The organism is Sphingomonas mali NBRC 15500 (genome assembly GCF_001598415.1).
Taxonomy (GTDB): domain Bacteria; phylum Pseudomonadota; class Alphaproteobacteria; order Sphingomonadales; family Sphingomonadaceae; genus Sphingomonas; species Sphingomonas mali.
Window position 1 is genome coordinate 15,435 of sequence record NZ_BCYX01000003.1, and the last position, 24,502, is coordinate 39,936.

The window sequence follows — 24,502 nt, forward strand, 5'->3', positions numbered from 1 at the left end:
GGTCCACTCCTCCCCAAGCCCAACGGCTAGAGGCTCGGTGGATGCCGGCACAAGGCCGGCATGACGAGGGAGAGGATGCCGCTTAGGCCGCCTCGCTTGCCCGATCCTCGAACAACCCTTTCAGATCCTTCTTGAGGATCTTGCCATTGGCGTTGCGCGGCAGAGTCTCATGGACGAAACGGATCGCCACCGGCACCTTGAAAGCCGCGAGCCGCTCGCGCACCCAGGCCTGCAATTCCGCCTCGGTCGCGGACGTGCCGGGCGCGAGATGGACGACGGCCGCCGGCTCCTCGCCCAACGTCCGATGCGGAATGCCGATGACCGCGGCGTCGGTCACCGCGGGATGTTCGTAGAGCGCGTTCTCGACTTCGGACGAATAGATATTCTCGCCGCCGCGGATAACCATGTCCTTGGCGCGATCGACGATGAACAGGAATCCCTCCTCATCGAGCCGGGCGAGATCGCCGGTGCGCACCCAGCCGTCGACAAAGGTCTCCGCGCTTGCTTCGGGCTTGTTCCAATAGCCCTTCACGATCATCGGCCCGCGCGCCCACAATTCGCCCACCTCACCGGCCGGCAGCACCGTGACGCCGTCCTCGGCACGGATTTCGAGATCGGCGGTCGCCACCGGCGGGCCGGCGCTGGTGGGGCGATTGAGATAATCCTCGCTCGCATGATGCGTGACCGTCGCCATCGTCTCGGTCATGCCCCAGCCATTGCCGGGCAAGGCGCCGAATTCCTCGTAGATCTTCTTGACCAGTTCGGGAGCGGATGGCGCACCGCCATAGGCGATGACTTCGAGCGACGAGAGGTCGTATTTGTGGCGGTCGGGATGCTCGATCAGTTGCCAGGCGATCGTCGGCACGCCGCCGGTCATGTTGACCTTTTCGCGCTCGATGATCTCCATTGCCTTCGTCGTATCCCATTTACGCATGAAGATGGTCGTGCTGCCGCTGGCCATCGTTCCCATCAGCCCGGCCGAGCAGGCCGTGACGTGGAACATCGGGATCACCGTCAGGCTGGTGCGCGGAGTCGGGTCCGGAATCGGCTCACCACGGCGAACGAAGCTGCGGGCGGCCGAGAAGCCACCCGACATGATGTTGGTGACGAGGTTGCGGTGCGTGCCCAACGCGCCTTTGGGGTTGCCGGTCGTGCCGCTGGTGTAGAAGATCGTCGCGTCGTCATCGCTGTCGATCTCGACCCGCGGCCGATCGTCCGCCGGCAGGTCCGCCCAGCTTTTCGGCCCGCCGATAATGTCTTCGAGCGCGGTTGCGCCCACGACAGGCGCGGGCGACCGCATGACGATCAGGTGCTCCACGTTCGGCAACGCCGCCAGATGCGGCCTGAGTCGTTCATAGCGTTCGGCGTCGACCAGCAGCACTTTGGCGCCCGAATCATTGACGCCATATTCGAGCTCGGCGCCGGTCCACCACGCGTTGAGCGGCACCGCGATGGCGCCCAGCGTCGCGATCGCGAAGAAGATTACCGGCCATTCGGGCAGGTTGCGCGTGGCAAAGGCAACGCGGTCGCCCTTGCCGACGCCCATATTCTGGAAAGCACGAGCGAGCGCGGCCGTCGCCCGATAATTCGCCTCATAACTGACGCGTTCGTCCTCGAGGATCGTGAACAGCCGGTCGCCATGCGTGCGCGACAGATCGAGCAGGACGCCCAGATCGTGCGGCGCATATTTCCATATCCGAGTCGGCACGCCGCGAATCTCGATCGTTTCCATCTCGAACTTGGTACCCGGCGCGGTCAGCGCGGCGGTCGCCTCCTTCAGCGAAACCTTGGGCCAGGCGGGATCGAGGGCGATAACGGGTTCGGGTGCGCCATTCATTGACAAGGATCCGCTCTCCAGCTTCGGCTTTCACAGGTCTTGGCCTGCGCGATTTCGCAACGTTAGAGTTGATTCGAGCGCCGCTCAAGGCAATAGAGAGTCGGAATTTGAAATAGGGGTATGGAAGAGCGATGCTGATGAAAGCGCCCGAAAAGCATGGTTTCGACGCCGCGCGCCTCAACCGTATTCCGGCATTCCTGAAGGAACGGTACCTCGATTCGGGCAAATTGCCGAACGCCCAGATACTGATCAGCCGCGATGGCGAGATCGTCCATTTTTCGAGCCAGGGCGCCGCGAGCGAAGGCTCCGACAAGGCGATCGACGAGGGTTCGATCTTCCGCATCGCCAGCATGACCAAGCCGATCACCTCGGTCGGCTTCATGATGCTGGTCGAGGACGGCAAGGTCGCGGTCGACACACCCGTCCATCACATACTGCCCGAGTTCAAGGGGATCGGCGTCTATAATGGCGGCGGCGGCGGCGTCCCGTTCCTGCCGGTGACGCCGACGGCGGAGCCGATGCGGATGCTCGACCTGCTGCGCCACACGTCGGGGCTGACCTACGGTTTCCAGAATCGCACCAACGTCGATGCCGCGTATCGCGAGGGAAAGATCGATAATTGGCATGGCGGTAACGACCTCGACGGCTTTGTCGCGGCATTGGGCAAGCTTCCGCTCGAATTCTCACCCGGCACGGCGTGGAATTATTCGGTGTCGACCGACGTGCTCGGCGCGGTGATCCAGCGCGTGTCGGGCATGCCGCTCGACCAATATTTTGCCGAGAAGATCTTCAAGCCGCTCAAGATGGACGATACCGGCTTCGTCGTCCCCGACGGCAAGGTCGACCGACTGACCGATTGCTATACCTTCGTCGCCGGAAAGGGTCGCGTCATGTACGACCGGGCGGGCGAAAGCGCCTGGCGGCGCCAGCCCAAATTGCTCTCGGGCGGCGGCGGGCTGGTGTCGACCGCGCTCGACTATCATCGCTTCTGCCAGATGTGCGCCAATGGCGGCGAACTCGACGGCGCCCGCCTGTTGGGGCGCAAGACGCTCGACCTGATGACGATGAACCATTTGCCGGGCAAATCGGACTTGTCGACTCTGTCGCGCTCGCTGTTCAGCGAGACCCAGAATGCCGGGACCGGCTTCGGCCTGGGCTTCGCGGTTACCGAGGACGTCGCCAAGACGATGATCCCGGGATCGGCGGGCGAATATTATTGGGGCGGGATGTTCTCGACCGCCTTCTTCATCGATCCGGTCGAGCGGCTGCACATGGTGTTCATGACCCAGCTCAGCCCGTCCGGCCTGTATCCGATCCGCCGCGAACTCAAGACGCTGATCTACTCGTCTTTGACGTGACTCCCGTCGCCCCGGCGGAGGCCGGGGCCGCCGGCCGCATCGCCGGCATGGGCTAGAATATAGCGGCCCCGGCCTCCGCCGGGGCGACGATTTCCAGGAGAGAATGATGTCCGATACGCCCGCCTCCCCGATCCGCACCGAGCGCCATGGCGACGTGCTGGTGATCATCTCGAACAACCCGCCGGTCAATGCGCTGGGCGCGGCGGTGCGCGAAGGGCTCGAAGCGGGGATCAAGCAGGCCGAGGGCGATGCGACGATCAAGTCGGTGGTGATCCGTTGCGACGGCCGAACCTTCTTCGCCGGCGCCGACATCACCGAATTCGGCAAGCCGATGAAGGGGCCGGGCCTGGGCGCGGTGATCGATATGATCGAGGCGCTCGACAAGCCGGTGGTCGCGGCGATCCACGGCACAGCGCTTGGCGGCGGCTGCGAGGTTACGCTCGGCTGTCACTATCGTATCGCGGTACCGTCGGCGAAGATCGGAACCCCCGAGGTCAAGCTCGGCCTGTTGCCGGGCGCCGGCGGGACGCAGCGCATCCCGCGCATCGCGGGGGTCAAGCTCGCGCTCGAAATGACCGCGATCGGCGATCCGATCGCGGCCAAGAAGGCGCAGGAAGCCGGTCTGATCGATCGCCTCGCGAGTGAGGACAGCCTGGAGGCGGACGCGATCGCCTTCGCCAACGAGATCGCCGACAAGCGCCCCCTGCCCCGCGCATCGGAAAAGACCGCGACGGCCGATCCCGAAGCGGTCGAGGCGTTCAAGAAAGCCAACGCGCGCAAGTTCCGCGGCTTTGACGCGCCGACGGCGAATATCCGCTGCGTCGAGGCCTCGACTCACGGCACCTTCGCAGAGGGCATTGCGGTCGAGCGCGAGGAATTCATGAAGCTGATGATGGGCACGCAATCCGCTGCCCAGCGCTACATGTTCTTCGCCGAACGTCAGGCGGCCAAGGTCGATGGCATCCCGTCCGACGTGCAACTGCGCCTGATCAAGAAGGTCGGCGTGGTCGGCGCCGGCACGATGGGCGGCGGCATCAGCATGAACTTCCTGACCGCCGGCATCCCGGTGACGATCGTCGAGACCGCACAGGAAGCACTCGATCGCGGCGTCGGGGTGATCCGCAAGAATTACGAGAATTCCGCCAAGCGGGGCCGCTTCACGATGGAGAAGGTCGAGGCGATGATGGGTCTGCTAACCCCCACGCTCAGCCTCGACGACCTCAAGGATTGCGACCTCGTCATCGAGGCGATCTACGAGAATATGGACGTCAAGAAGGAGCTGTTCGGCAAGCTCGACAAGATCGTCAAACCCGGCGCGATCCTGGCCTCGAACACGTCCTACCTCAATGTCGACGAGATCGCCTCGGCGACCGGCCGTCCGCAGGACGTGCTGGGCATGCACTTCTTCTCGCCGGCCAACGTGATGAAGCTGCTCGAAGTCGTGCGCGGCGCCAAGACCGCGCCCGACGTGCTGGCGACGGTGATGGCGCTGGCCAAGCCGATCGGCAAGGTCGCGGTCGTCTCCGGCGTCTGCCCCGGCTTCATCGGCAACCGCATGCTCTCTGCACGCAACGCGCCCGCCAACGCGATGCTGATGCAGGGCGCGCGGCCCGAACAGATCGACAAGGCGCTGGTCGATTTCGGCTTCCCGATGGGCGTGTTCCAGATGGGCGACCTCGCCGGCGTCGATATCGGCTGGCATCGCGATCCGACCAAGCAGGATACGATCCGCGACGTGCTGTGCGCGCGCGGCCGTTGGGGCCAGAAGACCGGCAAGGGCTGGTACGATTATGACGAGAACCGCAACCCCACCCCCTCGCCCGAAGTCGCCGAGATCATCGAGGATTTCCGCAGCCGGTCCAACCAGCCGAAGAGGGATTTCACCGACGAGGATATCATCGCCGCGACCATCTATCCGATGGTCAATGAGGGCGCGAAGATCCTCGACGAAGGCATGGCGCAGCGCGCGTCGGATATCGATGTCGTGTGGATCTACGGTTACGGCTGGCCGGTCTATCGCGGCGGCCCGATGTTCTGGGGCAATACCGTCGGGCTCGACAAGGTCGTGGCGGGTCTCGAGAAGAATGGTGTCGAGGTCTCACCGCTGCTGAAGGCGAAGGCCGAGGCAGGCGAGAAGTTCTGAGCCACAACGCCCTCTCCCTGCCGGGGAGAGGGCAGACGAGCGCGGCGCCAGCCACGCGACGTCGGGAGAGGGGCAGTCGGAGAGCGCAGTGAGTCACACTGCCCCTCTCCCCAACCCTCTCCCCGCTGGGGAGAGGGAGTTATGGAAGTCCTGGACCGCGTGACCGAAAAATCGGCGATCGAAACCGCCAAGGCGATCCGCTCCGGCGAGACCACCGCTTTGCTCGAATGCGAAGCGGCGATCGCCCGGATCGAGGCGCGTGACGGGGCGATCAACGCGGTCGTCGTACGCGATTTCGACCGCGCCAGGCATCAGGCGCATGAGATGGATCAACGGCTCGCCGCAGGCGAACGCGCGCCGCTGCTGGGCGTGCCGATGACCGTCAAGGAGAGCTTCGATCTCGACGGACTCAAGACCACCTGGGGCCTGGAAGCGGCGCGCGACTTCGTAGCGAGCGGTGACGCTGTGGCGGTCAAGCGCCTCAAGGCCGCCGGCGCGGTGATCCTGGGCAAGACCAATGTGCCGCCGCTGCTGGCTGATCTTCAAGCCGACAATCCGATCTATGGCCGGACGAACAACCCGCACAGTCACGATCGGGTCGCGGGCGGATCGTCGGGTGGCGCCGCCGCTGCTCTTGCCGCAGGTATGGTGCCGCTCGAGCTCGGCAGCGATATCGGCGGTTCGATCCGGGTGCCGGCGGCGTTCAACGGCGTCTGGGGGCACAAGCCCACCTTCGGCGCGCTGAGCCGCGATGGTCACTACTTTCCCGGCACCGACGGTGCGCCGGGCGAATTGTCGGTGATCGGTCCGATGGCGCGCAACCCCGACGACCTCGAACTCGCGCTCGACATCCTGGCCGACCACCCGCTCAAACAGGCGGATAACCGTCCCGCGAGCGACTATCGCGTGCTGGTCCTGAACTCGCACCCTCTTGCCAAGGTCGCCGCGCCGATCGCCGATGCGCTCGACCGGCTGGCGGACGCGCTCCACGATCTCGGCGTCTCGGTCGACAGGCGCAGCGACCTGATCCCCGATCTCGAGGCGCAGCAGCGCGCCTATATGAAGATGCTCAACATCACGATCGCGCGCGGTGTGCCGCAGGACGGATCGGCGCCGACGACCTTGGTCGAATGGTTCGAGCTGCGTGATGAACAGGCGCGCAACAAGCGTGCCTGGAACCGCCTGTTCGCGAGCTACGACGCGGTGATCGCGCCGACTCTGGGCGTCACCGCCTTCCCGCACGATCCGACGCCGCTGCCCAAGCGCGTGCTCGACATTGACGGCGAGCAGACGCCGTTCGGGCGGCAATTCGCTTTCCCTGGTCTCGCCACTTTCCCGATGCTGCCGGCGACCAGCTTTCCGATCGGAATCGATCCCGACGGCATGCCGATCGGCGTGCAGGCGATCGCCGCCACCTATCTCGACCACAAGGCGATCGCGGTCGCCCGGCTGGCGCATGGAGCAATGCAATGAATGATGATCTTGAAACCTTCCGCGCCGAAACGCGCGCCTGGCTCGAAGCGAACTGCCCGGCGGAGATGCGTGAGCCGGTGCGGTCCGACGCCGATGTCGTCTGGGGCGGTCGCGACCAGTCGAAGATGACGCCGGCGCAGAAACAATGGATGGACGCGATGGGTGCGAAGGGCTGGACCGTGCCCGATTGGCCCAAGGAATATGGCGGTGGCGGACTGTCGCCGGCCGAGACCAAGATCCTGCGCGAGGAAATGGCGCGGCTCAAATGCCGCAATCCGCTCAACTCGTTCGGTATCTCGATGCTCGGGCCGGCGTTGCTCAAATACGGCACCGAGGCGCAGAAGATCGAGCATCTGACCAAGATTGCACGCGGCGAGATCCGCTGGTGCCAGGGCTATTCCGAGCCCGGCGCCGGATCGGACCTGGCCAGCCTGCAGACCTCGGCGGAAGACAAAGGCGATCACTATCTGGTCAACGGCCAGAAGGTCTGGACCAGCTACGCCAATTACGCCGACTGGATCTTCTGCCTGGTGCGTACCGACAAAACGGTCAAGCAAGGCGGGATCAGCTTCCTGCTGTTCGACATGGCGACGCCGGGCGTGTCGACCAAGCCGATCCTGCTGATCTCGGGCTATTCGCCGTTCTGCGAAACCTTCTTCGACAATGTGAAGGTCCCGAAGGAAAACCTTGTTCACGAAGTGAATAAGGGTTGGGACGTCGCCAAATATCTGCTCGGCCACGAACGCGAGATGATCAGCGGCATGGGATTGGGATCAAGCGGCGGCAACCCGCTGGTCGACGGCGCCAAGCGGACCGTCGGCCTGACCGAGGACGGCACCCTCGCCGATCCGGTGCTGCGTGCGCAAATGGCGCTGTTCGAGGTGCGCGCCAAGGCGTTCACCGCGATGTCCGAGAAGTTCATCGACGAATTGAAGGCCGGCAAGGCGCACCCTGCCCAGCCGTCGATGATGAAATATTACGGCACCGAGCTGAACAAGTCGCGCCATGAGCTGATGATGGCGGCGGGCGGATCCGACGCACTCGAATGGGAAAGCCAGGAGTCGAATAACGGCGCCGCGCCACGCGCCTGGCTGCGCACCAAGGCCAATTCGATCGAAGGCGGCACCAGCGAGGTGCAGCTCAACATCATCTCGAAGCGGATTTTGGATTTGCCGGACAGATGACCAAAAGCCCTCTCCCGCTCGCGGGAGAGGGTTGGGTGAGGGTCTTCTTTCTTCTTGGTTCAGAGCCGCTCCGAAGAAGAAAAGAAGACCCTCACCGCTGCGACTAGGCTCGCTTCGCTCACCAAGTCTCGCTCCTCTCCCGCAAGCGGGAGAGGGATCAGGAGTAAAGAATGCCTCTCTACCTCAACGACGAACAATCCATGCTCGCGGACACCGCGAAGGACTTCGTGCGCGAACATGCCCCGGTCAAACATCTCCGCGAGCTGCGCGACAGCAACAACGCCGACGGGTTCAGCCGCGATCTGTGGAAGGCGTTCGCGGAGATGGGCTTCACCGGCATCCTGATCGGCGAGGACCAGGGCGGGCTCGCGCTCGGCCATGTCGAGGCGGGCGTGGTGCTGGAAGAAATCGGACGCAACCTGTCGCCCTCGCCGTTCCTCGCCACCGCCGTCGCCGCGGTCGAGGCGCTCAAGGGCAGCGCGCTCGCCGACAAATTCTACCCCGGCATCCTGGCCGGCGAGACCGTCGCCGCGCTGGCGATCGACGAGCAGGCCAAGTTTCGCGACAGCGTCGGCATGAAAGCCGAACGGTCGGGCAACGGTTTCCGCCTGTCGGGCAAGAAGCAGTTCGTGACCCACGGCCATGTCGCCGACCTGATCATCGTCGCCGCGCGCACCGCAGGCTCGGATGCCGACGAGAATGGCGTGACATTGTTCGCGGTCGACAAGGGCGCCGCCGGCCTGACCGCGACGCCCGAGCGGCTGGCGGATTCGAGCATCGCCGCGCGGCTCGACTTCGACAATGTCGAGGTCACCGCCGATGCGGTGATTGGCGAGATCGACGCGGGGCGCGACCCCCTAAACCGTCTGCTCCGTGCCGGCCGCACGGGCGCCTCGGCCGAGATGCTCGGGGTCGGCGCGGGCGCGATGGACATGACGGTCGATTACCTCAAGCAACGCAAGCAGTTCGGCGTCGTAATCGGCACGTTCCAGGCGCTCCAGCACCGCGCCGCGCATCTCTATTCAGAAATGGAAGTGGCGCGCGCCGCCACGCTCCGCGCGCAGCAGATGCTCGACAACGGGGCTGATCGTGCGGACGAAGCTGTGTCGGTCGCCAAGGCGCAGACCGGGCTGGCCTCGATGCTGGCGGTGCAGGAAGGCGTGCAGATGCACGGCGGCATTGGCATGACCGACGAATATGACATCGGCTTCTACATGAAGCGTCAGCGCGTGCTGGCGGAAATGTTCGGCGACGCCAACTTCCATGCGGATAAATTGGCGCGGGCGGCCGGTTACTAATCGCCCGTGTTCCTGCGAAAGCAGGAACCAGGGCCGACAGCGTTGCCGCCTGTAACACTCGGCTCCTGCTTTCGCAGGAGCACTGCTAAAGAGAAGTCATGGCCGAAGAAGATCCACAACGCCCCAAGCGCACGCCCGAAGAACTCGTCGAGGGCCTCGTCGCCCTACTCGACGTTGAGGAGCTCGATGCCGATCTCTATCGCGGCATGAAGCTCCCCGGTGGCCAGGGCCGCGTGTTCGGCGGCCAGGTAATCGGCCAGGCGCTGCAGGCTGCGCAGCGATCGGCGGAAGGCAAGGACGCGCATTCGCTCCACGCTTATTTCATGCGCGCCGGCGACGACGCGCTGCCGATCATCTATCGCGTGGTGCGCGACTTCGACGGCAAGAGTTTCGCGACCCGGCGCGTGATCGCGACGCAGAACGGCCAGCCGATCCTCAACATGGCGGCATCGTTCCAGGTAGCCGAGGACGGGCTGCATCATCAGGACGCGTTCCCCAGCGACATCCCGCCGCCCGAGGAGCTGAAATCCGAGAGCGAATTACGCGTCGAGGCGGCACAACACATGCCCGAGGAACATCGCGCGCGTTTCCTGCGCTGGGCGAGCCCGGTCGACGTTCGCCCGCTCTACCCGCGCAACTGGTTCTCCCCCGCCGCGCGCGAGCCGATCAACTATACGTGGATCCGCGCCCTCGCTCCGCTCGGCGACGATCCCGCGATGCACCGCGCGATCCTGGCCTATGCGAGCGACATGGGGCTGATGTCGACGAGCATGATGCCGCACGGCGTGAACTGGATGACGCCCGGAATGCAGACCGCCAGCCTGGATCACGCCATGTGGTTCCACGAGGCGTTCCGCGCCGACGAATGGATGCTCTATGCGATGGACAGCCCCTGGGCCGGCCATGGCCGAGGCATGAACCGCGGCAGCATCTTCACTCGCGACGGCCGTCTGGTCGCGAGCGTCGCACAGGAAGGTCTGATCCGGAAGCGCGAGCCCCGCGCCTGACGTCAGAGCGGCGTGCCCTCGTCGGCGTCGTAGAGCTTGAGGTCGCGGTCGTGCAGCCCGAGATCGGCGCCGGCCGCGCGCCATTCGGCCATGTGTGCCGACGCGCCATGCGCCTTGAGCGCTTCGCGATCGCGCCAGCGCTCGACGACATGGATCAGCGTGGGGTCAAGCACATCCTGGCCATAGGCATAGGTGAAGCAGCCATCTTCGGCGCGGCTCGCGGCAACCATCTTCTCCATCGCCGACCGCGCGCGGTCGAGACCGCCCGTCGGCAACCGCACCGTGCCCATGATCAACAGCATTGGCTTCTCCTTCTCCTCAGACGGCGGGCTTGCCGAATTCCTGACGGGTGACGGGATGGCTCGACGACAGGCCGCCATCGACCGCCCAGGCCTGGCCGTTGACGTAGCTGGCGTCGTCGCTGGCCAGGAACAAGGCGACGCGGGCGATCTCCTCGGGCACGCCGGCACGCTTGAGCGGGTTGAGGCGGCCAACCTTGTCCATCTTGTCATTGGCGCGGGCATATTCGAACACGCGCGCGGTCATGCCGGTTTCGATCAAGCCGGGACAGATCGCGTTGACACGGACGTTGGTGCCGGTGAGCTGCTGCGCGGCGGTGGTAACGAGATTGATGACGCCGGCCTTGGACGCCGAATAGGCCGGGCCGCCTGCCCCCGAGCGGATGCCGGCGACCGACGCAGTGCAGACGATCGCGCCCTTTCCGCGCTTGATGATCTCGGGCGCGCCGTGCTTGATCGCCAGGAACGGGCCGATCAGGTTGACCCGCAAAACTTCGGTCCACAGCTCGACGCTGCTGTCGAGAATGCCGGTGATCCCGCCCGAAATACCGGCATTGGCGTAGATGATGTCGAGCCCGCCATGTTCGGAGACCGCGAGCGCCACGGTGCGTTCGACATCGCCCTCGTCGCCGGCGTCCATCTGGATCGCCTTGGCGGTGCCGCCTGCCTTGAGGATCGCCTCGACCGTATCGTGTACCGCCTCCGTCTTGTCGGCAGCGATGACGCTACCGCCTTCCGCCGCGAAGAGGCTCGCCGAGGCGCGGCCGATGCCCGACCCGGCCCCGGTGACGATGATCGATTTGCCGGTAAAACGTGCCATCTTTTCTACTCCGTCATGCCGGCCTTGTGCCGGCATCCACCGGGCATCCTGGCACGGACCTTGAGCCTCTTGTTCCGCGCTCGAGGCACGGTGGACCCCGGGACAAGCCCGGGGTGACGATTGGTCAAATGGTGACCCCGCCATCCATCACGATCGTCTGGCCCGTAGTGAACGCCGCAGCCTTCGACGCCAGGAACACCACACCGCCCGCGATATCCTCCGGCTCTCCGATACGGCGCAGCGGCACCGAGTTGTTCGCCGCCTTCTGCCGCTCCGGATTCTCCCACAGCGCCCGCGCGAAGTCGGTCTTCACCAGGCCCGGCGCGATGCAATTCACCCTGACATTGTCCGGCCCATATTCGTGCGCCAAGTTGCGCGCGAGTTGCATGTCGGCCGCCTTGGAGATGCAATAGGCGCCGATCGCGGTCGACCCGCGCAGGCCGCCGATCGACGAGATGATGATGATCGCGCCGTCCTTGCGCGCGCGCATCTCGGGCACGACCATCGAGATCAGCCAGTGGTTGGAGACGATATTGTTGTCGAGGATCTTGCGGAACTGCTCGTCGCTGATGTCCGCCTGCGGCCCGTAATAGGGGTTCGACGCTGCGTTGCAGACCAGGATGTCGATCTTGCCGAATGCCCGGCGACTCTCGTCGACCAGATGCTGCAAGCCTTGCTTGTCGGAGATGTTCGCGGCCACCGCGATCGCCGTGCCGTCGCCATATTTAGCGTTGATCTCGGCGGCGACTTCATCGCAGGCGTCCTGCTTGCGGCTCGATACGACGACCTTCGCGCCATGCTCGGCAAGTTCGAAGACGCTCGCCTTGCCGATCCCACGCGACGATCCGGTGACGACGGCGACCTTTCCGGTCAGGTCGAATAGCGACATCTTTCTCTCCCAATCGTCATCCCAGCGAAAGCTGGGATCTCGTGCCGAAATGCGCCGCCGCTTGAGACCCCAGCTTGCGCTGGGGTGACGGCCTGTCCCTATGCTCCCGCCTTCTGCGCGAAGTCCCACGCCGCATCCGCCAGCCGATACACTCCCGCCGCCGACTTCTCGGCCTGTGCCGACGACGCTGTTCCTTCGACGATGCGCTTCTTGATGCCCTGGACGATCCCGGTCAGGCGGAACAGATTATAGGCGAAATACCAGTTGAGGTCCGGCACGCCGTCGCGCCCGGTGGCCGCGCAATAGCGTTCGACCATGTCCTCCAGCGTCGGAATGCCGCTGTCGCCGCCGGCCTTGCCCATCACGCCCGAGCGGCCCTCGGGCGCGGTCACCCAGCTCATCAGGAAATAGCTGAAATCGGCGAGTGGATCGCCGAGCGTCGACAGCTCCCAGTCAAGCAGCGCGATGACGCGCGGCTCGGTGGCGTGAAAGATCATGTTGTCGATGCGGTAGTCGCCATGGACGATCGAGGTGCGCGTCTGCGGCGGGATGGTATGCGGGAGATACTCGATCAGCTTCTCGACCGCGGGCATATGCTCGGTCTCGGCCATGCGATATTGCTTGGTCCAGCGGCCGACCTGGCGCTCGAAATAATTGCCCGGCTTGCCGTAATCGCCCAGGCCCGCTTTCTCGTGATCGGTGTTGTGCAGCGCCGCCAGCGTATCGCACATCGCGTTATAGACACCGGTGCGCTCCTCGGGCGTGTAATCCGGCATCGTGCCGTCCCAGATGTTGCGCCCGTTGGCGAACCCCATGACGTAGAAATCGGTGCCGATCACCTGGGGGTCGGTGCACAGACCATAAGGCCGCGCGACCGGAAAGCCGGTCGGGTACAGTCCGGCGATCACGCGATATTCGCGATCGACCGCATGCGCCGAGGGCAGCAGATTGCCGAACGGCTTGCGACGCAGCACGTATTCGCCGGATTTCGCTTCCAGCTTGTAGGTCGGGTTGGACTGCCCGCCGGCGAACTTGCTGTACGCGAGCGGTCCTTCGAACCCTTCGACATTCGCCTCCATCCACACGGTCAGCCTGGCGAGATCGAGGCGGTCCTTCTCCGCCACCTCGATCGTCTTGGGTGCGTCGTCGGGATGTGCGCTCATCGGCCGGTCCTTATCCGAACGTGATCACCGAGCGCGCGGCATCGCCCTTGCGCAATTCGTCGAACGCGTCGTTGATCCGCTCGATCGGCATGCGATCGGCGATGATCGTGTCGAGGTCGAGCAGCCCGCGCATATAGAAATCGACCAGCCGCGGAATGTCGACCGGAAAGCGATTGCCACCCATCAATGCGCCCTGCAGCTTCTTGCTGCCGAGCAGGTCGAGCGCGGACAGGCCGACCTGGCTACCGAGCGGCATCATGCCCAGGATCGTCGCGGTGCCGCCCCGCCGCAGCACCTTGACCGCGGTCTGCGCCGACGCCTCTCGACCGACCGCTTCGATTGCGTGATGCACGCCGCCCTTGGTCAGCTCGACCACTTCGGGAATGGTGTTTTCCGCCATCGCGTCGAAGCTGTGGGTAGCGCCGAGCTTTTCGGCCAAAGCGCGCTTCTCCGGCACCGGGTCGAGCGCGATGATCTTGCCCGCGCCGGCGATCTTCGCGGCATTGACCGCGGCCAGGCCGATACCGCCGCAGCCGACCACGCACACCGTTTCGCCGGGCGTGACCGGGCTGGCGTTGAACACCGCACCCGCACCCGTCGTCACCGCGCAACCGAGCAAGGCGGCGCGGTCGAGCGGCATGTCTGGGTCGATCGCGACACAGGCATGCTCATGGACCAGCATCATCTCGGCATAGGCCGACAAATTGAGCATCTGATGCACCGGATCGCCGTTCAGGCTCAGCCGCGGCGCGGCGTCACGGGCACGTTTCGTGTCGTTGCTGATGCATAGCGACATGCGCCCGGTAACGCAGAATTCGCAATGGCCGCAAAAGGCCGACAGGCAAGTGACGACGGCGTCGCCGACCTTGACCGTGCGAACCTCGTCCCCGACTGCCTCGACGATCCCGGCGGCTTCGTGGCCAGGGATCGCCGGCAGCGGCGTGGGATAGGCGCCATCGACGAAGTGCAGATCCGACCGGCACACGCCGCACGCGACCGTGCGGATCAGCACCTCGTGCGGCCCGGGCTTGTCGATCGTCACGTCACAGATTTCGAGCGGCTTTTTCGCTTCGAACAACACGGCTGCTTTCAAGTCCTACTCCCTCAGTGGTCAACAGACCCTCACCCTTCCCACCGCCTTCGGCGGCGGGCCCCTTCCCTCTCCCGCATGCGGGAGAGGGAGGGAGGCGCGAAGCGCCGGAAGGGTGAGGGTCTTTTTTCGTTAACGCGAAACTCCGATGTCGCCGCTCGACATCACATCCGCCTTGTAATCGGCATATTTGCCGAACTCGTTGCGGGCGATCGCGCGGTTGTGGACTTCGTCCGGACCGTCGGCGAAGCGCAAAGTCCGCATTGCTGCCCATTGATGCGCCAGCGGGAAGTCGTCCGACACGCCGCCGCCGCCATGCGCCTGGATGGCGTCGTCGAGGATCTGCAGCGCCATGTTTGGCGCCTGAACCTTGATCATCGCGATCTCGAGCTGAGCGGACTTGTTGCCGGCCTTGTCCATCATGTCCGCGGCCTTGAGGCACAACAGGCGCGTCATCTCGATATCGATGCGGGCGCGCGCGATACGCTGCTCCCAGATCGAATGGTCGGCGATGCGCTTGCCGAACGCGACGCGGCTGAGCAGGCGCTTGGCCATCGCCTCGATCCCCGTCTCGGCGACACCGATCGTGCGCATGCAATGGTGAATGCGGCCCGGCCCGAGCCGACCCTGCGCGATCTCGAAACCACGCCCCTCGCCAAGCAGCAGGTTGTCGACCGGCACGCGGACATTCTCGAGCAACACCTGGCCATGGCCGTGCGGGGCGTGATCATACCCGTAAACCGAAAGCATCCGCTCGATCTTGACGCCCGGTGCGTCGAGCGGAACCAGAATCTGGCTCTGCTGGGCGTGGCGCTTGGCGTCGGGATTGGTCTTGCCCATCACGATCGCCACGGCGCAGCGCGGATCGCCGACGCCCGACGACCACCATTTACGGCCGTTGATGACATAATGGTCGCCATCGCGGACCATCGAGGTTTCGATATTGGTGGCGTCCGACGATGCGACCGCCGGTTCGGTCATCAGGAAGGCGGAGCGAATCTTGCCTTCCATCAACGGCCGCAACCACCGCTCTTTCTGCTCCAGCGTGCCGTAACGGTGAAAGACTTCCATGTTGCCGGTGTCCGGCGCCGAGCAGTTAAAGCATTCCGAAGCCCAGCCGATCTTGCCCATTTCCTCGGCGCACAGAGCATATTCGAGATTGGAAAGTTGCGTTCCTTCGAATTCGAAACTGTCGTCGACATGGGTCTGGCCCGAATGCGGCGGCATGAAGAAGTTCCACAGGCCCTGCGCCTTGGCGATCTCCTTCACGTCCTCGATCACCTGGATCACCTTCCAGCGCTCGCCCTCATGCGATTGCTTGTGATACTCGGCGTTGCGGGGTGCGATCTCCTTGTCGATAAAGGCCCGTACGCGGTCCCGGAAATAGGTTTCCCGATCGCTCAGCGTGAAGTCCATGATGCTTCTCTCCTATGGCTGTCGCGACTCCGACTAAACCGTACCGTGTTTTCGGTAAAGCCGTTGAATCCTCTTTTTGCCGGCGGGCTCGAACAACGAAAAGCGAAATGCCGCTGCGGAATCCGTTGGCCCCGTGTGACGGAAATGTTAAGCAGGACGGATGGGGCAAACCGACACCGCAGAACTGGACGAGGTTACGGGAACGAAACGTTTCAGAGCGAAACGTAATGCGATCCTGGCCGCCGCTTCCGAAGCGATAAACGAGCAGAGCGCGAAGGGCATGACCTTCGCCGATGTTGCGCGCCGCGTGGGGCTCAACACAACCAGCGTGACCTATTATTTCAAGCGCAAGGAAGATCTCGCCCAGGCGTGTTTCGAACACACGCTCGAAACCTTGGGAGAGATGCTCGACACCGCCCAGATGGAGGCGACACCGGAGGCGCGGGTCGCGCGCTATCTATCGCTCAACATGGAGCGGTTCGCTCGCATCCGCGAGGACGAGGAACGCGCACTGGCGACGCTTAGCGATTTGCGCGCGATGGAAGACCCGATGCTCGGCCGGCTGATGGCCGCCTGGCGCGAGATTTTCCGCAAGACCCGCGCACTGTGGGGCGAAGAGCCGGAGAGCCGCAAGCTCAAGGATCTCTACGGCGCGCGCGCGCATGTGTTGCTCGAGAACACGTTCTGGATCCCCGCCTGGATCGCGCGCTACGACCTCGACCAGTTCGACCGGGTCGAGGCGCGGCTGATGGACATGTTCCGCCACGGCATCGCGGTCGAGGGCGCGGCATGGGAGCCCGCGATCCTCGATATCGAGCATGAGGAAGCCGAACCCGGGCGCGAGGCGTTCCTGCGTGCGGCGACGCGGCTGATCAACGAACTCGGTTATCGCGGCGCCTCGGTGCAGCGCATCGCGTCGGAGCTCAACGTCACCAAGGGCAGCTTCTACCACCATCTCGACGCCAAGGACGATCTGGTCATCGAATGCTACAAGCGCAGCTTCGACACGATCACCGAGACGATCCAGGTCGGTGAGAACAGCAGTGGCGATTGGTGGCACCGGCTGTCGAGCATCATCGCGACGTTGCTCGACGTCCAGTTCTCCGAACGGGGGCCTCTATTGCGGACCACCGCGCTGACCGGCCTGCCGCGCCATGTCCGCCAGGCGATGATCGACCGCTCCAACCGCATCGCACGGCGCTATGCCGGCATGCTGTCCGACGGCGCGGCGGAAGGGTCGGTCCGTCCGGTCGATGCATTGATCGTCAGCCAGTCGCTGATGGCGCTGCAGAACGCCGCGTTCGACATGCGCAAATGGGCATCGACCATGCCGCGCGATCGCGCGGTGGCGATGTACGCCTCCACCCTCGCCTTCGGCATGTTCGACGACCGCGCGGCGGAGGGCTGAACAGCCCGTCAACGCTCAGGCAAAAACCGTGTCCGGCGCCGCTTTGCGCTCGATCGCCCTGCGCTTGAGCAGCACGCCCGCGCGCCAATAATGGAAGATCGCCCAGGGGGTGATCGCAGCGAAGACGAACATCGAATAGCGCAGCGACTCGGGGCCATAAGTCGGCTTGAGCGCATCGCTGAGCATGCCGACCAGAAATGGCCCCAGCCCCAGACCGATCATGTTGTTGACCAATAACGTGATCGCGGCCCATGTCGCGCGCAGCCGGACCGGTGCTTCCGACTGGATCAGCGCGAAGGTCACGCCGAGATAGGCGGTCGAAAACAGGATCGACAGGAAATAGGCCCCGACCCCGAAGGTCGGGTTGGTCGCGGTATAGACGCACAGGGTCAGCGGCAGCCCGATCGTCTTGAAGACCGCCACCATGAACGACTGGCTGTATTGCCCGTAGCGCCGCGTCAGTCGGTCGGCGATCCGTCCGCTGGCGATGGCCGCGACAGCGACGATGATCGCGCCGGCGGGTGCCACCTTGAGCGCGATGTCGAGCTTCGTGAAGCCGAACGACCGCTGCATGAAACTGGGTCCGAACGCCGTCAGGCCGTAACCGATCATCGACGTCAGCGTGAAACCGGCGACGAGATGGAGCGCGGCGCGGTTGGCGAACAATGTGGTGAAGCCGTCGGTCAGCGACGGCCTGGCCGTGTCCATCGCGATCTGCGCATCGGACAGACCTCGCTTGGGCTCGGGCACGACGGCCCAGATGATCCCCGCCAGCAACAATCCCGGCAGGCCAATCACATACATCGCGACGCGCCAGCCGTAATAAGTCGCGACCACCCCGCCGATGATCGTGCCGAACGCTGCCCCCAGTCCAACGCCGAGCGAATAGATCGACATCGCCGATGCCCGTTTGTCCGGCGGATAGAGGTCGGCAATGATCGAATGGCTCGGCGGGCTCGACCCCGCCTCGCCGATGCCGACGCCGATGCGCGCGCCAAGCAACTGCCAGAAATTGCCGGCGAGCCCGCCCAGCGCGGTGAACGCGCTCCAGATTGCCAGTGCGCCGGCGATGATCCGCACGCGATTGCCGCGATCGGCGAGCCAGGCGACGGGAATCCCCAATCCGGCATAGAAGATCGCGAACGCCATCCCGCCCAGGATGCCCATCTGGGCGTCGGAAAGATGCAGATCCCTGATGATATCCTCGTTGAGGATCGCGAGGATCTGCCGGTCCATATAGCTGAAGAAATAGGCGAAGGTCAGGAGCAGCAGCGTCAGCGCGCGGCGTTTCGGCACGAACGTCGCCTCTACTTCGGGAAGATGCGTGGGGGAGGACACGGGAGGGGGCGACCTTTCTGTTTATCTAAAAGAACGGCCCCGCCGCGCTGGTCTGGCGCGGCGGGGCCGAGGAGAGAAGGCTCAGTCGGTCAAGGTCAGAACTTGGTCGACAGGCCGAGCTTGAACATCCGGCCGTAGGGATTCCCGACGAACGGTTCGTAATTGTAATCCTCGCGCGCGAAAGGCGGCTGCGCGTCGAAGATGTTGAACACCGTGCCGGTCAGGACGATGTTCTTCCACGGCAGCTTGACCTGGACGTTGAGGTCCGCCGAGATGAAGTCGTTGAGATCGGCGCCGGTCAGGATGCTCGCGGCGTTGGGCGTCAGCCCAGAGTCGACGCAAGCGCCGGTCGCTCCCTGTTTGAGGCCTAGCGCGCAGTTGGGCGCGAACGGCCCAGTCCTGGTATCGTAACGCTGGTCGTGCAGCCCGTCGGTGTAGTTGACCGTCAACCGGGCATCGACCGGACCAGCGCCCAGATCGAGATACGCCTGCCCCTTCCATTTCGGCACCGGATACAATGTCGATTGATAGTTGAGCAGCCCGACGCCGTCGAACGCGTCCTGAACCTTCGTTCCCGCCACGATGATCGCGCTGATCCGGTTGTGCAGCGTCCGCGTGGCGTCCGCGCCGACGCCGAAACGAATGGCGGAGCCGAGGAACTGGTTCGACCGGTAGTTGACGCTGAAGTCGAGCCCGTCGTTACGTTGGGTCGCGCCGTTCTGGTACATCGTCTTGACGCGCGCGATGTTCGCGACCGTCGTTGTCCCGGTGCACGCGCCGGTCGAAAAGGTGAACCGCGCAGCAAGACCCGCATTGGTGGCACATGTGTTGGGCAACCCAGTCGGGAACAATGTCGCGACCATCGCGCTCAGCGGATCGCTGACGATTACGTCGCTGAGATTATAGCGGAAATAGTCGACACTGGCGTTGAAACCGCCGAACTTCAGCAGAATGCCGGCCGAGTAGTTTTCGGAGCTTTCGGGTTTGAGCGCCGGGTTGCCGTAGACGTCGACCGGCTTGAACGTCGTGCCGATCAGCTGGAGCGCGGTCACGAAATTGTTGGTGATGTTCGCCAGCGTCGGCCCGCGGAACGTCGTTCCGTATCCCCCGCGGATGGCGAGCCAGTCGGTGACCTGCCACCGCGCGCGGACCTGGGGATCGACGGTCGAACCGACCGAGCCACCATAGTCCTCATATCGTACGGCTGCCTGGATGTTGAAGCTGTCGAACACCGGCAGCTGCAATTCGGTGAACACGGCCTTGACGCCGCCCTTCAGGAAGCTGTCGCGATTCGTACCCAGGAACGCCAGCGCGCCGGTCGCGGGACTGGGCGTTACGCCCGAGGTCGGGGCGCAGGCGGCCGGATTCGTGTTGCCGGTGATCGGTGTGTCGCGGCAGGGATTGACCGCAAGGTTGTTGTTCGCGGCATATTTGGTGTCGAACCAATTGTAGCGATATTGCACACCGACGCCGAACTGGATGTCGCCGCCCGGCAGCTTGATGCCGGTCGAGCCGCTGATATTGCCGTCGAGCACGAACAATTGCGAATCGACCGCGGTCGACGACCGTACGAAGAACCAATCGGTCAGCGCCTTCGTATTGGCCAAAGCGGCATTGCCTTGCGGGTTGGTCGTACCGTTGATCGCGCCGGCGGTTACCGCGTTGCCGAACGGATTGAGCCACATGCAGCCGTTCGCGCCGGGCACGTTGCCGGTGCAATTCGGTCCGCCCAATCCGCGCAACGCGAGTTGGATGCGGTCACCGAATGAGTCGTAGCCGTCGATGTAACGATAATATTGGTGATAGGTCGCCGACAGGCTGTAATCGAGCTTCGGGGCGAGTTTGCCGCTGAATTCGGCCGTGAAGCGGATCGATTCCGACTTGCGCATGCCGCGGGCCGAACCGGTCTCACTCGAATCCCCCAGCGTAGAGGGATTGCCGCCGGCCATGTACGGACGGAATAGTAGCAGCGGGAAGACGGCTCCGCTTGCGGGCAATGGATTGCCCGTCACCGGGTTGATGAAAAGCGACGGGTTGGCGGCCTTGTAGGCGATGAACCCTGGATTGTTCGCCGGCACGTAGAAGCCGATCCCGAGACTGCTGTTCGCTACCGAACCGCCCAGCGACACCGTCGAGGGCAACTGCGTGAGCAGATAGGACGGCGAGGTCAGATAGTGCGGGACCGTCGTGCGCCCATACAGCGCGGTGACCTCGAATTTGTGGCTGCCGCCGAGATCGACCTCGACATCGGTGAAGGCGGTAATGCGCTTCTCGAGATCTACCAGGGTGTCAAACCCGGTATATTGAGTCGAGCAACGGCCGTTCGCGCCGAGATATCCGCCCAAGGGAACGCAGCTCGTATCGGCCACGACGCCCGTATAGGGGGTAACGACACCAGGGGTTGCACTCGGGCCAACCAGCAGGAAGTTGGCTGGGTTACCACCGCCGGTCCAGCCGCCCTGCGGATTGTTGAGATAGGGTTGAACCGCGAAAGCGCGGTCGCGCGCGAGCAATTGACCGCGCTTGTTGAAGCCGACCGCGGCAAGCATCCGGAAGCCGTTGCCGACATGGCCGTAGCTCAGCGACGCGTCGATATCGCCGTCGGTATCCTTGACCCAACGATAGGCGGCCGAGGCGCGAAACCCTTCCTGGTCGGTGCGCGTGATGAAATTGACCACGCCGGCGACCGCGTCCGATCCGTAGGTCGCCGCCGCACCATCCTTGAGCACTTCGATACGGCCGATCGCCGCGGACGGAATCAGGTTGATATCGACTGCTGGGACGCCGTTGCCGGCGGTGACCAGGCGCCGATTGTTGAGCAACACCAGGGTCCGTTGCGGCGACAGGCCGCGGAGGTTGGCGGTGGCGATGCCTTCCGCACCTTGCGAACGGCTGTCGAACTGGTTCGAGTCGCCGAGCACCGCGCTCGATGTCGGCAGTGCCTTGAGCAATTCGACAGCGGAAGGTGATCCCTGCTTCTGGAGTTCATCGGCGCCGATGACGTTGACCGGCAGCGCCGCATCCTCAGGCGTCCCCCTGATGATCGAGCCGGTGACGATGATGTCCGGCGTGCTGCCGGTGTCTTGCGGATCCGCGGCCGGCGCCGATTGGGCAGCCGCCGATGATGCCGCGCATACCGCAAATACGGAAATCGCGCAGGCGCAAAGCAACCTTGTCTTGGTCATGTGCCTCTCCCCAAATGGGTTGGAGCACCTTGATCGGCTCCATACCCATTACTCGAATAGGCACTATGGGTGACGCTACGTCAAGCTTTAGTCGCGTTGCAAATCGCTATGTATTCCTAGTTCAACGCGGAATAGGCACGAGCCCACGATTCCGGAACCCGACAAACCGGACTCCGGAAAACATGGCCAGAAAGAAGCTAAATTCAGTAGCCGCCGAGCCGCGCGAACCGGTCGCGGAGGTAAGCGGTGTTTCCCCATACCGCTTCCAGCACGCGCATCCGCTTAAGGTAGAAGCCGGCATCATATTCGTCGGTCATGCCGATCCCGCCATGAAGCTGGATCATCTCGCGGCTCATCGCGTGGCCGACCTCGTTCGCCTTGGTCTTGGCGAGCAAGGCCGCCTGGCGGGTGTCGCCGCCGGCGTCGATCGCCGCGAGCCCCGCCTCGACCGCCGAGCGCATCAGTTCGATATCGCTGAACAGGCCGGCCATGCGGTGCTGCAACGCCTGGAAGGTCGACAGGACCTGGTCGAACTGGCGGCGCTGCTTGAGATAATCGAGCGTCGTCTCGAACGCCTGCTGCGCCATGCCAAGCATCTCGGCCGAGGCGACGACGCGCGCGCGGTCGAGCACCTGATCGAGCAACGTGTCGCCGCCGTTCGCGAGCTTGTCCGCTTCGGCGGCATCGAACGTCAGGTCGGCGTGGCTGCGGAAATCGGTGAGATGACGCCGCGACCGCGATACGCCGGCCTGATTGCCATCGACCAGATAAAGCCCGTCCGTCGCCGCGACGACGAACAGGCCCGCGCTGTCACCCTCGGCCACGAACGCCTTGGTCCCGCTGAGCTTGCCGCCGGCAACTTGGGTCTTGATATTCTCTGGGTCGTGCCGCGGCCCTTCGTCGAGCGCGAAGGTCGCGACGAGCTCGCCGCTGGCGATCTTGGGCAGCCACGCTTCCTTTTGCGCGTCGCTGCCGCCAAGCACGATCGCCGATGCCGCCACCGCGCTTGCCGATAGCGGGCTCGCGGTCAGCGTGCGGCCGAGTTCCTCGATTACCAGACCGAGGCTCAGCCAGCCGAAATCGGAGCCACCCTGGGCTTCGGGGATGACGATCCCCGCCCAGCCCATCTGCGCCATCTCGTTATAGACATTAGGGTCGTAACCTGTCGCTGTGTCGGCATCGCGCACCTTACGCCACGCGGTCACCGGGCTTTCGTTGCGAGTCCATTCGCGCGCCATGTCGCGCAGCATCGTCTGTTCTTCGTTGAGGACGGCCATTTTTCTACCTCGTCGCCCCGGCGGAGGCCGGGGCCGCTAGATTGTTGGGGCTGCGCTTTACTACGCAGCGGCCCCGGCCTGCGCCGGGGCGACGGATTTCACTGATGATCCAGCATCCCCAGGATGCGTTTGGCGATCACGTTGTTTTGGATTTCGGTCGAGCCGCCATAGATCGTCGTCGCCTTGCCGAAGAGCCAGGCGCGGACGCCGTGCAATTCGGATTCGGTGAAGCCCTCGCCTTCCCAGCCCAGGCCCTGCAGCCCCTGAATCTCGATCGTCAGCTCGGCGCGTTCCTGCCCCAGCTTGGTGCCGATCGTCTTGAGGATCGACGACACTTCGGACACGCCGCCCTTTGCCTTGGATTCGGCCTGGATACGCATTGCGGTCAGCAGGAAGGCGCGCCAGTCCATTTCGAACTTGGCGATCCGCGCGCGCAAATCCGGGTCGGCGATCCGTCCTTCGGCATCGGTGCCGACATATTTCTTGGCGACGTCTGGCAGGCCCGGACCGCTCGGCATGAGCCGCGACCCGCCGCCCGACAAATTGGTCCGCTCGTGCTGGAGCAGGCGCTTGCCGATCGTCCAGCCCTGCCCTTCCTCGCCGACCAGGTTTTCCTTCGGCACCTTCACGTCGGTGAAGAAGGTCTCGCAGAAGGGCGACATCCCGCTGATCATCTTGATCGGCTTCACCTCGACACCGGGCGCGGTCATATCGATCAGCAGGAAGCTGATACCTTTGTGCTTTTCCGTTTTGTCGGTGCGGACGAGACAGAAGCATTTGTCCGCCCACTGGCCGCCCGAGGTCCAGGTCTTCTGGCCGTTGACGACATAATGATCGCCTTTGTCCTCGGCGAAGGTCTGCAGATTGGCGAGGTCCGAGCCGGCATTGGGCTCGGAATAGCCCTGACACCAGCGTATTTCGCCCTTGGCGATCGCCGGGATGTGCTCGCGCTTCTGTGCCTCATTGCCATATTCGAGCAGGGTCGGGCCGAACATCATCACGCCCATGCCGCCGATCGGGTTCCAGGCGTCAACGCGCGCCATCTCGTCCGCGAGCACCCTGGCCTCGGCGCGGCTGAGCCCGCCACCGCCATATTCCTTCGGCCAGGTCGGAACGCCCCACCCCTTTTCGCCCATCGCCTTGCGCCAGGCGGTCATTTCGGGCGTCTCCTGAGTCGGCCCCTCGACACTGGCGAGGGCATTGCCCTTGCCCTTGAGCGACGCCGGGAAATTGGCGGCGAGCCAGTCGCGCACTTCGGCACGGAAATTCTCGAGCGCGTCGGACGGACGATCGAGTTCGGCGGCGGATGCCATTCAA

General features: G+C 64.3%; 18 protein-coding genes. 7 read left to right on the forward strand and 11 right to left on the reverse strand.

Annotated elements, in window-relative coordinates:
- Nucleotides 1-82: 82 nt before the first annotated feature.
- Nucleotides 83-1,837, reverse strand: coding sequence for a class I adenylate-forming enzyme family protein (locus tag SMA01S_RS04010; protein WP_066817644.1), 1,755 nt, complete (start codon nt 1,835-1,837; stop codon nt 83-85).
- Nucleotides 1,838-1,968: 131 nt separating this feature from the next.
- On the opposite strand from SMA01S_RS04010, the gene SMA01S_RS04015 reads away from it, so the two are divergent.
- From SMA01S_RS04015 to SMA01S_RS04040, 6 genes are all read left to right on the forward strand, one after another.
- The gene (locus SMA01S_RS04015; RefSeq protein WP_066817653.1) at nt 1,969-3,195 is read left to right on the forward strand and encodes a serine hydrolase domain-containing protein; all 1,227 of its coding nucleotides are present in this window, start codon (nt 1,969-1,971) and stop codon (nt 3,193-3,195) included.
- Nucleotides 3,196-3,301: 106 nt separating this feature from the next.
- Nucleotides 3,302-5,338 (forward strand): 3-hydroxyacyl-CoA dehydrogenase NAD-binding domain-containing protein, encoded by a 2,037-nt coding sequence (locus tag SMA01S_RS04020; protein ID WP_066818633.1) that lies wholly within the window; start codon nt 3,302-3,304, stop codon nt 5,336-5,338.
- A gap of 141 nt (nt 5,339-5,479) precedes the next feature.
- Nucleotides 5,480-6,811: an amidase family protein gene (locus SMA01S_RS04025; RefSeq protein ID WP_066817656.1), complete on the forward strand. Its 1,332-nt coding sequence runs from the start codon at nt 5,480-5,482 to the stop codon at nt 6,809-6,811.
- Nucleotides 6,808-7,995, forward strand: a complete 1,188-nt coding sequence (locus SMA01S_RS04030; RefSeq protein ID WP_066817660.1) for an acyl-CoA dehydrogenase family protein — start codon at nt 6,808-6,810, stop codon at nt 7,993-7,995. The genes SMA01S_RS04025 and SMA01S_RS04030 overlap by 4 nt, the downstream gene beginning before the upstream one ends.
- 170 nt (nt 7,996-8,165) lie before the next feature.
- The gene (locus SMA01S_RS04035; RefSeq protein WP_066817663.1) at nt 8,166-9,293 is read left to right on the forward strand and encodes an acyl-CoA dehydrogenase family protein; all 1,128 of its coding nucleotides are present in this window, start codon (nt 8,166-8,168) and stop codon (nt 9,291-9,293) included.
- 98 nt (nt 9,294-9,391) lie between these two features.
- Complete coding sequence (locus SMA01S_RS04040) at nt 9,392-10,300, forward strand: acyl-CoA thioesterase (RefSeq protein ID WP_066817667.1); 909 nt, start codon at nt 9,392-9,394, stop codon at nt 10,298-10,300.
- 2 nt (nt 10,301-10,302) lie between these two features.
- Here the strand turns inward: SMA01S_RS04040 and SMA01S_RS04045 are convergent, their stop codons facing one another.
- The 6 genes from SMA01S_RS04045 to SMA01S_RS04070 all read right to left on the reverse strand — a co-directional run bounded on the left by SMA01S_RS04045 (nt 10,303) and on the right by SMA01S_RS04070 (nt 15,977).
- Nucleotides 10,303-10,602, reverse strand: coding sequence for a putative quinol monooxygenase (locus SMA01S_RS04045; protein ID WP_066817670.1), 300 nt, complete (start codon nt 10,600-10,602; stop codon nt 10,303-10,305).
- 16 nt (nt 10,603-10,618) lie between these two features.
- On the reverse strand, nt 10,619-11,419 hold the full coding sequence (locus SMA01S_RS04050) for an SDR family NAD(P)-dependent oxidoreductase (protein WP_066817673.1): 801 nt from the start codon (nt 11,417-11,419) through the stop codon (nt 10,619-10,621).
- A 124-nt stretch (nt 11,420-11,543) separates the two neighbouring features.
- Complete coding sequence (locus tag SMA01S_RS04055) at nt 11,544-12,308, reverse strand: SDR family oxidoreductase (RefSeq protein WP_066817676.1); 765 nt, start codon at nt 12,306-12,308, stop codon at nt 11,544-11,546.
- A 98-nt stretch (nt 12,309-12,406) separates the two neighbouring features.
- Nucleotides 12,407-13,471 (reverse strand): phosphotransferase family protein, encoded by a 1,065-nt coding sequence (locus tag SMA01S_RS04060; protein ID WP_066817678.1) that lies wholly within the window; start codon nt 13,469-13,471, stop codon nt 12,407-12,409.
- Between the two features lie 10 nt (nt 13,472-13,481).
- Entirely contained in the window at nt 13,482-14,564 is a 1,083-nt protein-coding gene (locus SMA01S_RS04065) for a Zn-dependent alcohol dehydrogenase (protein WP_066817680.1), read from the reverse strand.
- A gap of 129 nt (nt 14,565-14,693) precedes the next feature.
- Nucleotides 14,694-15,977 carry an acyl-CoA dehydrogenase family protein gene (locus SMA01S_RS04070; protein ID WP_066817682.1) on the reverse strand — a complete coding sequence of 428 codons (1,284 nt, stop codon included), beginning with the start codon at nt 15,975-15,977 and terminating at the stop codon, nt 14,694-14,696.
- Nucleotides 15,978-16,137: 160 nt separating this feature from the next.
- Between SMA01S_RS04070 and SMA01S_RS04075 the strand changes: the two genes are divergently transcribed.
- Nucleotides 16,138-17,385 carry a TetR/AcrR family transcriptional regulator gene (locus tag SMA01S_RS04075; RefSeq protein WP_066817692.1) on the forward strand — a complete coding sequence of 416 codons (1,248 nt, stop codon included), beginning with the start codon at nt 16,138-16,140 and terminating at the stop codon, nt 17,383-17,385.
- A gap of 15 nt (nt 17,386-17,400) precedes the next feature.
- On the opposite strand, the gene SMA01S_RS04080 is transcribed toward SMA01S_RS04075, so the two are convergent.
- From SMA01S_RS04080 to SMA01S_RS04095, 4 genes are all read right to left on the reverse strand, one after another.
- Nucleotides 17,401-18,681: a spinster family MFS transporter gene (locus tag SMA01S_RS04080; RefSeq protein WP_245649142.1), complete on the reverse strand. Its 1,281-nt coding sequence runs from the start codon at nt 18,679-18,681 to the stop codon at nt 17,401-17,403.
- A gap of 137 nt (nt 18,682-18,818) precedes the next feature.
- Nucleotides 18,819-21,908 (reverse strand): TonB-dependent receptor domain-containing protein, encoded by a 3,090-nt coding sequence (locus tag SMA01S_RS04085; protein WP_066817698.1) that lies wholly within the window; start codon nt 21,906-21,908, stop codon nt 18,819-18,821.
- 203 nt (nt 21,909-22,111) lie between these two features.
- Nucleotides 22,112-23,185, reverse strand: a complete 1,074-nt coding sequence (locus SMA01S_RS04090; protein ID WP_066817701.1) for an acyl-CoA dehydrogenase family protein — start codon at nt 23,183-23,185, stop codon at nt 22,112-22,114.
- Between the two features lie 98 nt (nt 23,186-23,283).
- Nucleotides 23,284-24,498 (reverse strand): acyl-CoA dehydrogenase family protein, encoded by a 1,215-nt coding sequence (locus SMA01S_RS04095; RefSeq protein ID WP_066817703.1) that lies wholly within the window; start codon nt 24,496-24,498, stop codon nt 23,284-23,286.
- Between the last annotated feature and the right edge of the window lie 4 nt (nt 24,499-24,502).